This is a genomic window from Streptomyces sp. NPDC012637 (genome assembly GCF_042954805.1).
Lineage (GTDB): Bacteria > Actinomycetota > Actinomycetes > Streptomycetales > Streptomycetaceae > Streptomyces.
In genome coordinates this window covers 1,289,358-1,302,282 of the sequence record NZ_JBIBDS010000001.1, presented here as the reverse complement: position 1 = coordinate 1,302,282, position 12,925 = coordinate 1,289,358, and the positions used below count along the sequence as shown (strand labels likewise).

Annotated in this window: 6 protein-coding genes; 2 read left to right on the top strand and 4 right to left on the bottom strand. The window is 74.9% G+C overall.

Going from position 1 to position 12,925, the window contains the following annotated elements; genetic code table 11:
• Positions 1-110: 110 nt before the first annotated feature.
• A complete protein-coding gene (locus ACFY8W_RS05905; RefSeq protein WP_391101739.1) occupies positions 111-797 on the top strand; it encodes an HAD family hydrolase in 687 nt (228 codons plus the stop codon).
• Between the two features lie 21 nt (positions 798-818).
• On the opposite strand, the gene ACFY8W_RS05900 is transcribed toward ACFY8W_RS05905, so the two are convergent.
• From ACFY8W_RS05900 to ACFY8W_RS05890, 3 genes are all read right to left on the bottom strand, one after another.
• Complete coding sequence (locus ACFY8W_RS05900) at positions 819-1,922, bottom strand: trypsin-like peptidase domain-containing protein (protein ID WP_391100729.1); 1,104 nt, start codon at positions 1,920-1,922, stop codon at positions 819-821.
• A gap of 74 nt (positions 1,923-1,996) precedes the next feature.
• Complete coding sequence (locus tag ACFY8W_RS05895) at positions 1,997-7,429, bottom strand: trypsin-like peptidase domain-containing protein (protein ID WP_391100727.1); 5,433 nt, start codon at positions 7,427-7,429, stop codon at positions 1,997-1,999.
• A gap of 286 nt (positions 7,430-7,715) precedes the next feature.
• Entirely contained in the window at positions 7,716-8,579 is an 864-nt protein-coding gene (locus ACFY8W_RS05890) for a DNA/RNA non-specific endonuclease (RefSeq protein WP_391100726.1), read from the bottom strand.
• Positions 8,580-8,685: 106 nt separating this feature from the next.
• On the opposite strand from ACFY8W_RS05890, the gene ACFY8W_RS05885 reads away from it, so the two are divergent.
• Positions 8,686-9,495, top strand: a complete 810-nt coding sequence (locus ACFY8W_RS05885; RefSeq protein WP_391100723.1) for a caspase family protein — start codon at positions 8,686-8,688, stop codon at positions 9,493-9,495.
• Positions 9,496-9,529: 34 nt separating this feature from the next.
• Here ACFY8W_RS05885 and ACFY8W_RS05880 read toward each other — a convergent pair whose 3' ends face one another.
• Positions 9,530-12,745 (bottom strand): AAA family ATPase, encoded by a 3,216-nt coding sequence (locus ACFY8W_RS05880; RefSeq protein ID WP_391100721.1) that lies wholly within the window; start codon positions 12,743-12,745, stop codon positions 9,530-9,532.
• Positions 12,746-12,925 lie beyond the last annotated feature (180 nt).

Below are 12,925 nucleotides of genomic sequence, written 5' to 3'. Positions count from 1 at the left end.
CCTCCTGGTCGTACCCACGAAGTCTGCATACCCTTAGGGGGTATAACGCCGGAGTCGGTACGGGAGTTCCCGGCGGGGCGTTCTACGATCGAGGGGTGATCAAAGGCGTCATGTTCGACTTCTCCGGCACCCTGCTGCGCGTCGAGTCCATCGCCCACTGGCTGGACGCCGTCCTCGCCGGGGCCGAGGTCCGGCTCTCCGGCGACGAGTTCGCCCACACCGTGGAACGTCTCACCCACTACGGCGCCCTGCCCGGCGGCCCGTCGCCGGAACGGGTGCCCCGGCGGCTGGAGAAGCTGTGGCGGGAGCGGGACCTCGACGCCGAGCGGCACCGTGCCGCGTACACCGCGCTGATCCACGAGGCCGGCGTCACCGATCCGGCGCTGGCCGACGCCCTCTACGAGCGCCACAAGTGCCCAGAGGCCTGGCACCCCTATCCCGACACCGCCCGCACCCTCGGCGAGCTGAGCCGCGGCGGCGTCTCGGTCGCCGTGGTCAGCAACATCGGCTGGGACCTGCGCCCGGTCTTCCGCGCCCACGGCCTCGACGAATGGGTCGACGTGTACGCCCTCTCCTTCGAGGTCGGCGTCCAGAAGCCCGACCCCGCCATCTTCCGCTTCGCGTGCGAACGGCTGGGCCTGATTCCGGCCGAGACCCTGATGGTCGGCGACGACCGGCGCGCCGACGGGGGCGCCGAGGCGCTCGGCGCCCGGGTGCACTTCGTCGACCACCTTCCCGTCGACCGCCGACCGCACGGGCTGCTCCCGGTCTTCGGGCTGCTCGGCGGCACGGCGTAGCGGCCGTCCCCGGCGCGCGGCTCAGACCCAGTTGACCTTGGCCTGCGCGAGGAGCGGATCGTCCACCAGCTCCCACAACGGCACGGCCACGTTCCCGATCCGGTAGCGCCCGCCGAAGTGGAGACCGAGGACCCGGTGGTCCGTGAGGTCGAAGACCGGGGAGCCGCTGTTGCCGCCGAGGGTGGAGCAGTCGTGGCGCATCACCAGACCGCCGGGCGTGAACTCGGTCGCCATCCCCGGCTGCAGCCGCTTCACGTTGTAGACGTCCATGAAGATCCGCCGCATCGACTCCGGCTCGTTGCGGCGCCCGTCCCAGGCCGGATACCCGATGACGTACACCGGCCTGCCGGGCAGGCTCGCCGGGGCGTCCGCGGCGACCGCCAGCGGCGTCGGCAGCGGCTCGCCGTCCGGCGGGGCGATCCGCAGCAGGGCCAGGTCCACGTCCGGATGGATCCCGATCACCTCGGTGACCTCGTACGGCAGGGGGCCGGCGGCCGGCACCGGGCCGGGCGCCTGATGGGCCGGCAGCTCCTCGCCGGGGTCGACCCGGGCCGTCATGCCCTGCTGGAAGGTCCAGCCCGCGTCCTCGGCGCGGCTGAACTCGGCCGCCACGTGCCGGTTGGTCATCACCGCCTCGGGGCCCACCAGGAAGCCCGTGCCGATCCATTCCAGGCTGGGATGCCCGGTGACCTCCACCCGCCCCACCCGGGCGATCGACTCGTGGATCGCGGCCCGGCCGGCGTCGAGCACCGACCAGTCGCCCTCCTGCGGGGCGAAGTCCTGCCCCTGCACCAGGATGGCGGGCCGGCCCTCCAGGAGGACGATCGCCTCCACCCCGAAGTACTCGTCCTCGTCGATCTCCTCCGCGCGTCCCTCGGCCAGCTTCTCCAGGCCGGTCACCCCGGCCTCCAGGACCCGGGCCCGTTCCTCCTGGGCGAAGCGGCCGATCTCGGCGGCCGGGGCGGCGCCGGGCGGCAGCTCCTCGGCGGACTCCTGGATCTCCAGCTCCTCTTCGAGCCGGCCGCGCACCCGGGCGGCCACCTCGCCCAGGTCGCCGAAGACCTGCTCGGGGCCGGTCGCGACCGGCGACCCGCTGTGCGAGCCGCTGCGTGATCCGTAGCGCATCTCCCGTCACCTCCGCTGCCTGTCGCCTAGCCTGTCGCCTAGCCTGTCGCCCGTCATCCGTCATCCGTCATTCGTCACAGGTCGGGCTCCCGCGGCAGCGCCGCCTGCGCCGCCATGATCTCCTCGTACAACTCGGGCCGGTTCTCCCGCAGATGGGTGAGGATCCGGCTCATCTGGGTGCCGACGTTGACCACCGCCGTCGTCCGTCCCTGGTAGTCGAGGTCGCTGACCCGGCGCGCCCCGCGGTGCAGTGCGACGACCGTCCAGCGGTCGGTGAAGACGGGCGAGCCGGAGGAACCGCCCTGGGTGTCGGTGAAGTACGCGAGGTTCTTCTCGTCCGCCTGGTACACCAGGTTGTTGCGCAGTGCGACCCGCTTCGGCATGCCCTTGGGGTGCTGGATGATGTTGACCGCCTGCGGGGCGTTCCCCCGGGCCTCGCAGGGCGCGGTGGCCACCCGCAGCACCATCCGCCCGGGCTGGGCGGCCGTCAGACGCACGATGGCGTAGTCGAGTTCCTCGTCCCAGGCGACGAGGCCGGAGGCCGTGGCCTCCTCGGTCTCGGCCTGGTCGGCGCCGTAGTCGAAGCGCGTGCGCGAGTTGCGCACCTGGAGCTGGAGGTCCTCCTCCGCGGCCCGCTTGCGCCCGCCGCCGATGCCGTTGCGGGCGTTCACCACATGGTGGTTGGTGACGAGGAGCCCGGGGGCGATCAGCCAGCCGGTGCCGACGTGCGGGTACGCGGGGTGGAGCTGCTGCCCCGACTCGTACGGGGGCACGGTCACGCGGGCGACGGCCGCGCCGGCCACGAAGCCCTCGTACAGGAACTCGAAGGGCACCATGTCGTCCCGGACGACGATCTCCTCCTTGAACTCCGCGGACAGGAACTCGTCCGGAAGGTCGGGCTCGCCCGCCGCGTCCCGCACCACGTGGTCGAGGGCCCGCTGGAAGACGGCGACCGCGCCGAGGTCGGCGGCCAGGCCGATCGCGTTGCGCAGCCACAGCTCCAGCGGCACCTCGCCCTCCATCAGCCGCTCGACCCGGTTCATCGTCCGCAGGTCGGACTGGAGCTGCCGGAACGGGGTCGGCTGCGGCAGCAGCGCCATCCAGAAGTGGTCCTTGATGCCCGCGAACAGCCGGCCGCGCAGCGACCGGTCGGCGAGTCCCGCCTCCATGGCCGCGTTCTCCACGCCGAGCAGCTCGTCCGAGGTCAGGTACGGCTCCTCCCGCCACGCGGCCTCGGCCTGGTCCGGCGGCGGCGTGAGGCCCACCAGGTCCGTCCCGCCCGGCACCGGTCCGCGCCCCGGACCGCTGCCGCGGTCCCGCAGCGCCGAGCCCGCTTCGACGGCGGCGGCGACACCGAGCAGGAGATCGCCGCTGCGGTCGTCAAGTGTCAGCGCCCGCCAGGCCAGACTGTCCAGGGTGCCGTGGCGCCGCGCCTCCCGCAGTGCTTCCTCGACCCGGTCGGGCGGCATCGGCGCGGCGTGGACACCCGACGTGGACACGGAGGCGGACGGGTACCCGGGCACGGCGGGCGCGCGGGCCGGCCCGCCGCCCGTGCCGCCTCCGGCCGCGGGGGCGCCCGCCGCGGCCGACTCCAGGATGCGGGCCAGCGGTTCGCGCAGCTGGGGTTCGTCGGCCATCGCCGTGTCGAACCAGCGGGCGAGGGCCGAGACCACCGCTTCGTCGTCCTCGGGCAGCCCCACGAGGCGCAGCGTGCGCGCCAGGGCCGGCGGGTCGACCCGGCAGGCCGAGACCGCCGCCGCGCGGGCCAGCGCCGGCTGCCGGGCCAGATCCTCGTCGGGCAGCCCGCGCAGCCGCCGGGCGAGCCGGGCGTCCGTCTCCGCGGAGTCCGCGTTCGCCATGGTGGCCAGCCGGGACCTGGCCACGAGGACGCCGATCGACTCGTAGGGCAGCCCGAGACCCGCCGCCACGGCCTCCGCCTCCTGGAGGTCCCGGTCGGCCTCGGCGAAGTCGCCCGCGTCCTGCGCGAGCCGTGCGGACAGCTGGAGCAGCTCCAGACGGGCCTCCGCGCAGCCCGCTTCCTCCGCCCGGTCGACCGCCCGCTCGGCCGTCTCCCGCGCGTCCTCCGCCCGCCCCGAGCGCGCGAGGGTCTCCACGAGCAGGGCGTGCAGCCTGCTGCACGGCGTCCACGGCTGCCGCGCGGCGAGCCGCTGCGCGGCGGCCTCCACATAGCCCTGGGTGAGCAGGTCCTCGACCTCGCGGGCGGTGATCCGCTCCCAGTCCTCCTGGTCGGCCTCGGCCATGATCTGGTCCGGCACGTGCCCGCCGATCCGGCCGAGCAGGAAGGCCGCCGAACGCGGTGCCATGTCGCGCTCGGCGCCCGCCAGGTACTGCTCCACGCCCGGGAGCCATCGCGCGTCGACCGTACGGGGGTTCTCGCCGAGCCGCAGCCGGTGGTAGATCTCCTCGGCCCGGTCCCGGACGGTGTCGCGGGCCGCGTACCAGCCGACCGCGCGGGCGTCGACCGCGCGCATCAGATCGGTCCGCGCGCCGTCGGAGAGCCGCAGCATGATCGAGCGCAGGTCGGGCCGGTGCCGGATTGCCCGCGGTCCCGCCGACTCCATCAGGTCGATCCGTGAGGTCAGCAGCCCGAGCAGCCGTCCCGCCTCCGCGACTGAAGGCTCCGCGAGCCCGGCGGGCACCGCGAGCACCTCGCGCACCAGCTCCGGCGTGATGACCCGCAGCGCGAGACCCGCCTGGACGAGGGCACGCACGTCCCCGTCGGCGATGTGCTTGAGCAGCCGGTCGTACAGCGTGCCCTGGATCAGCATCTGGTCCACGCTGCTGTGCAGCCGCCGCCGCCCCGTCAGGCCGCGCAGCAGCTCGCCCAGCGACTCGGCGTCCTGGCCGAGCGAGACCGCGGTACGGGCCGCGAGCCGCAGGCTCAGCGGGTGGCCGCCGACGTGCGCGTACAGACTGCGCGCCACGGTCTCGTCGTCGACGCCCGAGGACGTCAGGAGGTCGACGGAGGCCTGCTCGTCGAGCTCGGTGAGTTCCATGGTGCGGGGCGTGAGGACCCGGGCCGGGTGGTCGATGGGTGCCCGGCCGGCCGTGACCCAACGCAGCCGCGGATAGGCGGAGCGCAGCGCCGTCCACACCGCCCACATCCGGGAGATGAGCGGCGAACCGCGGTACTGCGCCTCCTCGAACGAGTCGACCGCGATGACCAGCGGCGGGTCCATCACCCCCGGCGGGGTGGCGACCGCCTTCGCGACCAGTCTCGCCAGCTCGCGGGCGAGGTCCTGCTCGCGGGCGCTGGCCCGGGCGTGGAAACCGGCCGAGTAGTCGCGGCCGTAGGTGGCGCGGGTCGCCGAGAGCCGCGAGAGCTCGTCGAGCTCGTTGCGCTCGCCGCGCTGGACGCTGGCGGTCTCGCCGCACCGGTCGGCGAGCGAGTCGAAGGCCTCCCGGTGGTCCGGGTACTGGATGCCCAGCTGCCGGGCCGACTCGGCGATGACGGTGGCCGGTTCCTGGATGGACAGCGTCGGTCGCTCGAAGTCGATGTAGGCGAAGGGGAATCTGTCGGGAGCGGCTTCGCGCAGGCTGTCCAGGAGGAAACGGGCGAGCAGGGTGCTCTTGCCGATGCCGCCGATGCCGTGCAGCAGCACGGGCGGCTCGGCGGGCTCGGTCGGCAGCGCGATGTACGCGCGCAGCGCGTCGAGTTCGCGCGTGCGCCCGTGGAAGGTGTCGCGGACGAGCAGCCGCAGCGGCTGGAGCAGCCGGGCGCGCTCCAGGCGGCGCTGGAGGTCCTCGACGGACGGCAGGAGCCCGGCCGTGCCCGGCACCTGCTTCAGCCAGAGCACCGCCTGCAGGACGTCGGACAGCTCCTCCACGTCGGCCTCGACCAGCAGGGCGTCCGCCGCGGCGGACGGGGGAGCCGCGGAGGGCGCGGCGACCGCGGCTCCGGACGGGTCGCCCGGCAGGGCGGCCGGCAGGGCGGCCGACGCGGTGTCGGCCCGGGCGCCGGACGCGGTGCCGGGCGCCTCCGCGTCCGCCAGCAGGGCCAGCGCGGCGCGTGCCACGCCCGCGTCCGCCGGCAGCGCGTCGGCGTTGGCGGCGAGTGCCGTACGGGCGGCCCGCGGGCCCGCGAGGCCGCGCAGGGCCTCGGCGCGGACCTCCGGGGTCAGCACCCAGCGCACCGAGCGCTGCGGGGTGGCGAGGGCCGTGCAGTCGTCGACGAGTTCCAGGGCGGCCCGGCCGCTCGCCTCGCGTTCGCCCGGCAGCCGCAGCGCCGCCGGGTCGAAGGCGTCCAGGAGGCAGGCGGCCTCACGGTAGGCGCGGCGCAGCTCGGGCAGGGCGGACACGACGGGCGCCGCGGGCGAGTGCAGCCCGGTGTGGAGCCGGGCGGGGAAGTCCTCGCCGGGGCCCAGGCTCAGATGGATCCGTACCGCCTCCTCGACCGCCGTGCACACCCGCCGCATGTAACTCTCCCCGGGATCGGCGGAGTCGACCGCCCGCAGCACCTCCGCCACGGTCTTCTCCACGAGCCCGGGCGGGAGCTCGGCGTCCGGAGCGCCGGAGCTCCCGCGGAAGAACCGGCCGAAGAAGTCCCGCAGTTCGTCAGGACCGGCCGGGACCGCCGTGTCATGGCACTCGTTCAGCCTGATGTCGTAAGGGAGTTGGTGCAGCGTCGTGGAGTAGCCGAGCAGCACCAGGCGCGGCACGGTCTCCTTCCGCACCGGCGTGTGCTCGTAGATCGCCAGGGCGAGCTTGCCGATGCAGTCCCAGACGTCGGAGTTCGGATCGAGCGCGTCGCACTCGTCGAGCACCAGCCAGAAACGGTCCTCGGCGGCAGTCGCCCGGCTCACGATCCGGTGCACCGCGTCGTCGATCGAGGGCAGTGGATCGTTCAACCGTGTCGGGTTCAACGGGAATCCGTCCGCCTCCGGGCCCGCCACGAACTCCCAGAGCCGCGCCACGAGCCGCTCCGCCGTCGACGTCCGCGTCAGCGTCACCCGCACCGGACGGAACCCGCTGTGCTGACCCAGGTGCCGGATCAGCCGGTAGGTGTACGAGCGGCCGCTGTCCGGCTCGCCGTCCACCACCAGGACCGTCTGCTCCGGGTCCGCCACGAACCTGCGCAGCGTGCCGCGCAGCTCCGCGCGGTCGATGAACACCTCGGTGCCGTGCCGCAGGACCACCGCCTCGAACGGGTCGAGCGCCGAGTGCCGGACCTCCTCGTCCTCGCGCAGCCGGCCGAGCAGCGCCCGTACCTCCATGCCGCGCCCGACGGCGTCGGTGGCGTCGAGCCGGTCGAGGACGTCGAGCCGGGCCAGCGCGTCGAGCAGCCTCCGCTGGTGCGTGATGTCCCGGCGTGCCGCGCCCACCACGACCCGGGCGTTGGCGTCCCGGTCCGGAGTGAGCGGCAGATCGGTGACGAAGTCCGTGGTCAGAGCGGTGCGGAACAGCCTGGCCCGGGGATCGGGGTCGTCGAGGAGATGGTCCCGCACCCAGCTGGTGACGAGGCCCCACTCCGTTTCGGTGAGCGGCATGACACACCTGCCCGGGTGTCCTTGCGCCGACGGGGGACACCTGCTCGCTGCTGTCATCGTCCCGCCGGGCGCAGGTGCCCGCAATCGCTGCGGGCACCACGCACCCTCCACCCAAGGCGCGTCGCGCCGGAGCCGCGCGGGTGCCGCGCCGGGCCGCGCGGGGCCGCGCGGGGCGTCGTGCCCGGGACCGTGCGGGTGTCGCGCGGGGCCGTGCGGGCGTCGTGCCGCGGGCCGCACGGGGCGGCGTGCCTCCGGCCGCGCTGGCGTCGTGCCGGGCCCCGTCGGCTCAGTCCGCCATCGCGATGTCCTCGTACGACTCCAGACGCCGCCAGCGCTCCTCCGGTGCCCGCATCGGCGGCATCAGGTCCACGTCGGGCAGCGGTCCGAGCTCCAGCTCGGTGATCTCGGCGACGTCCGACACCGGCACCTGGTACGTGCGGAAGGGCCCGAGCGGGGGCGGCGCGCCCGCCTTCGCCCCGGCGAACGCACGGTCCGCGTCCCGGCTCAGATCCGGGCTCTGGTCGAGCACGTACGCCGTCGCCGCCAGCGCCCCGTCCTGCATGAACGCGGCCACCTTCCAGAAGCGCAACGGCACCTGGATGCCCCGGTACGGCGGATCGGAGTCCTGGAGCACCGGCCCCGTCAGCACCACCAGCTTGCGGTCGTACTGCGCCGCGTGGTCGAGGAGGTAGTTCTCGATGCCCTGCCACAGCTGTTTGCCCTGGTTGAACACGTCCGCCTGCGGAGCCGCGTTGGTGAAGTGGAAGGTGTCCGTGTTCGCCCGGCCCGCCACCGCCGCGGCGCCCCACACCGGGTCGAGCCGCCGCACCAGATGGCCGCGGTCCAGGCTGTTGTTCCGGTAGATGTCGTCGCCCGCCTGCTGCTCGCGCGGCAGCCGCGGGTCGTACAGCCACTTGTCGTCGCGCGGCACGTCGTCGAGCAGCTCGCCGCCCTCGATGCAGACGGCCGTCGACGCGGCGAGCCGCCGGTCGGGCCGGAAGACGACGGTGAAGTGGGTGTACGGCAGGACCACCGTCTCCACGGAGGTGCGGGCCGGCAGGGCGAGCGGCACGGTCGGGCCGAGGAAGTTCTCGTCGTAACCGGTGCGGTCGTCCGACGGCCGGCCGTGCCGGGTGTCGCTTGGGTTCATACGATGTAAGTACCGCGCGGAAGAGGGCCGCCCACGGCACCGGACCCGCAGGCCACTCGATCAGACGCCCCCGGTGCCCCCCTCCGATCCGGCCAAGGAGGCACCCATGCCCACCGGAATCTCCCTGCACGTAGGACTCAACAGCGTCGACCCCGACCGCTACGGCGGCTGGGACGGCACCCTTCTGGCCTGCGAGAACGACGCCCGCGACATGGCACGCCTGGCGCGCGCCGCCGGTTTCGCGGACACCGTCGTCCTCACTCAGGAGGGCACCGTCGACCGGGTCGTCACCGAGCTGCGCGCGGCGGCCGAACGGCTCGCCGCCGGAGACGTCCTGCTCTTCACCTACTCGGGCCACGGCGGCCAGGTCCCGGACGTCACCGGCCCCGACGACGAACCGGACCGGCGCGACGAGACCCTGGTCCTCTACGACCGCCAGTTCCTCGACGACGAGGTCCACCAGGAGTTCCTGCGCTTCGACGACGGCGTACGGATCGTCACGTTCTTCGACTGCTGCCACAGCGGCAGCAGCGTCGAACTCCCCGGCGCCGCCGACATCACCGGCCGCTACCTGCCCGAACCGAAACAGGTCGAACTCTACGAGCGCGACCGCGACTTCTACGACGACCTCCAGCGCACGCTCGCCAAGGACGCCGTCGCCGGGGGCGACGGACAGGGGCCCCCGGTGATCCTGATCTCCGCCTGCCAGGACAACCAGACCGCCGCCGACGGACCCGTCAACGGCGCCTTCACCGAGGCACTGCTCGCGGTCTGGGGCGACGGCACCTTCCGCGGCGACTACCGCACCTTCCACCGGGCGATCCAGCGCAGGCTGCCGCCCAGTCAGAGCCCGAACCTCTACACGACCGGAGCGCCCTCCGCGGCGTTCCTGGGGCAGCGTCCGTTCACCGTGTGAGCCGAACGGGTCACGGGGGAACGGCGCACAGGGCTCACGGCCGGAGGGCGGTGGCGAGCTGCGCGCGCGAGCGGACGTCCAGCTTCTGGTAGATCCGCGTCAGCCGCGCCTCCACCGTCTTCACGCTCAGGTACAGCTTCGCCGCCGCCTCCTGGTTGCTGGCACCCTGCCCCACCAGACGCGCGAGCCGCAGTTCCGCCTCCGTCAGCGAGGCGAGACCCGGCAGGGCGTCCTCGCCCACCGGTCCCTCGCCCGCCGGACCGGCCGGCGTCTCGCTCGTGAGCGCGAGCCACGGCACCGCGCCGACCCGCTCGAACGCCGCCGCGGCCGAGTGCAGCGCGGCCTGCGCCGCCGAACGGCGCCGCCGCCGGCGCTCCACCCGGGCCAGCGCGATCAGCGCCCTGCCCTGTTCCAGCGGCAGCTCCGCCTCGCCGAACCGGGCCGCCGTGCCCGCGAGCAGCTCCGCCGCCGAGTCCGTACGGCCCTCCGCCGCCAGGCACAGCGCGTACGCCCGGTCGCAGCCGAGCAGCACCGTCGTCCGGCCGAGCCGCTCGCCCACCGGCCGCACCTCCGCGAGGACCGCCAGGGCCTCGTCCACCGCGTCGTGCGCGAGCAGCGCTTCCGCGAGCTCCTCGTGCCAGCGCAGCATCGACGGGTCCACCGTGGACTGGGCGCGCTCGTTGGCCTCCACCCGGCGCAGCGTCTCCAGGGCCGCCGCGACGTCCCCGTTCACCAGCTGCACCCGGCCCAGCGCGTACAGACTGCGGGACAGGAAGACCCGGTCGCCCTCCTCCTCGGAGGCCTGCACGCTGCGCCGCGCGTAGCTGGCCGCCCGGGCGAAGCTGCCGCCTGCGGTCTCCGCAAGCGCCAGGGCGTACCAGGCGGGCCCGGGCGAGAGGCCGGCCTCAAGGGTGAGCGCGAGCGACTGCCCGGCGTGCGCGAGCGCGGAGGCGCACGGGCCGATCCGCGACTCGATCTCCGCGAGCGTGCTCAGCAGCTCGATCGCGTCCTCCACCGAACCACGCCGCTGCACCAGCGGCAGCAGCGCGTTGAGCTGCGCCCTGGCGTCCACGAGGCGCCCGTCGAACAGGGCGTGACGGATGGTCAGGATCTGTGCGGCGTTGCGGATCCCGGACGGCCGCTCGGCCGTCTCCAGGGCCCGGGCCTGCGCGAGCACCGCCTCCGCGTCCGACGAACCCAGCGCCCGCTCCATGCGCGCCTGTACGGTCAGGGCCTGTGCGGCCGTACGCGGATCGCCCATCGAGGCGGCCAGCTCGGCCGACTCCATCGCGGCGGCCCGCGAACGCAGCGGATCGCCGTCCGCGAGCACGTACTTGACGGCCAGCCGGAGCTGGACGGCGGCCCGCAGCGCGGTGTCTCCCTCGGAGTCCTCCATCGCGTGCACGTACATCTCGTCGAGGCCGGTCAGGCCCTGCCCCGCCGTGTCGAGCACGGCGAGCCTGGCCCGGACCCGGTCCGCGGGCGCCGCGTCCCGGGCGAGCAGATCCGTCGCGGCGCGCATCGCCAGATCCGCGCGGGCCGCCCGGGCCGCCTCCTCCGCCGCGTCCACCAGACGCGCGATCCGCTGCCGGCCGTTCCGGCCCGGCGTCGACTCCGCCGCGAGCAGGGCCAGTTCGGCCGCCAGCGCGCTGTTGCCGCGCCGCCGCGCGAGGTCCGCGGCCTCGGCGACCTCGGCGGCGAGGTCCTCGTCCGGAGCGTCGGTGGCGAGCGCCCGGTGCCGCACCGACTCCACCGGGTCGTCCACCACCCGCGCCAACGCCGCGTGACCGGCGCTGCGTTCGGCCCAGCAGGCGTCGTGCACCAGGGTCGAGGGCAGCAGCCCGGCCGTGAACGCGACCGTGCCGTCCTCGGACATCGACACCAGACCGGCCCGCTCGGCCGCGGCCAGGTCGGCCTCCGCGCCGGGCCGCCCGGCCCGCCGGACCAGCGCCGCGGTGGGCCGCAGCGCCAGGGCCGCCAGGAGCAGGGTCGCGCGCACCTCGGGCGGCGCCGCGCCGAGCAGCTGCCGGGCCAGGTCCCGGGCGCGCCCGGACAGGGTGAGCGCCTCCGCGTGGTGCACCGGCGTCCTCGCGTCGGCCAGCGAGCGGCCCACGGCGAGCGCGAGCCGCGGATTGCCGCCGCTCGCCTTGTGGATGCGGCCGGCCATCCGGGAGGGCAGCCGGTGGTGGATGAGCAGTTCGGCGATCTCGTCGGCGTGCAGCGGCGGTACGAGCAGCACGTCCGCCTCGGACGGCACCCACAGCCGCGTCTCGTGCGGGTCCTTGCCGTAGGCCGCGGCGCCGCCGGAGGAGTCCGCCACGGAGCCCGTGACGGGGCCGGAGGAGGCCTCGGCGGGCCCGCCCGCGGTACCGGCGGCACCCGTGCCGCCCACGCCGCCGGTGATGCCGTAGTTCGAGCTGTACGCCACGTACGCCTCGGGCGTCTCGACGCCGATCACCCGCAGCGCGGGCGGGGCGAGATGAAGGGCGAAGCGGAGCAGATCGGCGCTTTCCGGGTCGATGTGCTGCATACCGTCGACCACGAGCAGCGCGGGGCCCCGGACGGTCAGCGCCCGCAGGATGCCCGCGAGCCCGAGCCGCAGCGCGATCGGGTCCCAGCCGCCTTCCTCCGGCGGCGCCTCCCGGCACAGCATCGCCACGGCCGCCCGCTGCGGCCCCGGCAGCCCGTCGAAGACCCCGGAGGCGATGACGCCCAGGCCGGGGGCGGAGGCGTGCGGGCACCCGCCGTCGTGCCCACCCGCGGACCCGGAGCCGGCCGAAACGTGACCGGCGGATCCGGGTCCGGCGGACCCCGGTCCGGCGAAGGAGCCGGCGAGCCGGTCGGTGCCGCCCGTCGCGCCGCCGGCGGCGGGCGGACGGCCCTCGGCCGTCAGGGGCTCACCGGCGCCCGTGGACCCTCCGGTCGCGGCCATCGAGGCCGCCGCGGACCTGGGCGCGGGTACGGTCGCGGGCGCCGCCAGGCCCGGCCAGGTGACCGTCGCGGCCACGGACGCGACGAGCGCGGCGGCGGCCGCGCCGGGTATCGCGCGGTCGGCGGGGAGCGTGGCGAGCCACAGGACCGTCTCGCCGCGCGCCTCGGCGCGGGCGGCCGCCGCGACGGCGACCTCGGTCTTGCCGACGCCGGCGGGACCGGTCAGCAGGGCACGGCCCCTGGCCTGGAGCACGCGTTCGAGCCGGGCCAGGAGTTCCTCCCGGCCCACTGGAGCAGGCCGGAGCGGCGCTGTCGTCATGTGTCCACCACCCCTCCGGCGCTCGGGCCCTGCCCGTGAGCCCGTTGCGCAGAGAATACGGAGCAGGGCGCCCCAGTCCAGGCCCCTTGTCCGGCATACGGACAACGAGCCCCGGAAAGCCGTCCCGGAACCGGGCGCCCCCAACTGCCGGAAGCGCCCGTGGTGTAGACCACGGGCGCT

Coding starts and splice junctions, on each gene's coding strand:
- ACFY8W_RS05905 (WP_391101739.1), top strand. CDS start 111: ATGTTCGACTTCTCCGGCACCCTGCTGCGCGTCGAGTCCATCGCCCAC.
- ACFY8W_RS05900 (WP_391100729.1), bottom strand. CDS start 1,922: ATGCGCTACGGATCACGCAGCGGCTCGCACAGCGGGTCGCCGGTCGCG.
- ACFY8W_RS05895 (WP_391100727.1), bottom strand. CDS start 7,429: ATGCCGCTCACCGAAACGGAGTGGGGCCTCGTCACCAGCTGGGTGCGG.
- ACFY8W_RS05890 (WP_391100726.1), bottom strand. CDS start 8,579: ATGAACCCAAGCGACACCCGGCACGGCCGGCCGTCGGACGACCGCACC.
- ACFY8W_RS05885 (WP_391100723.1), top strand. CDS start 8,686: ATGCCCACCGGAATCTCCCTGCACGTAGGACTCAACAGCGTCGACCCC.
- ACFY8W_RS05880 (WP_391100721.1), bottom strand. CDS start 12,745: ATGACGACAGCGCCGCTCCGGCCTGCTCCAGTGGGCCGGGAGGAACTC.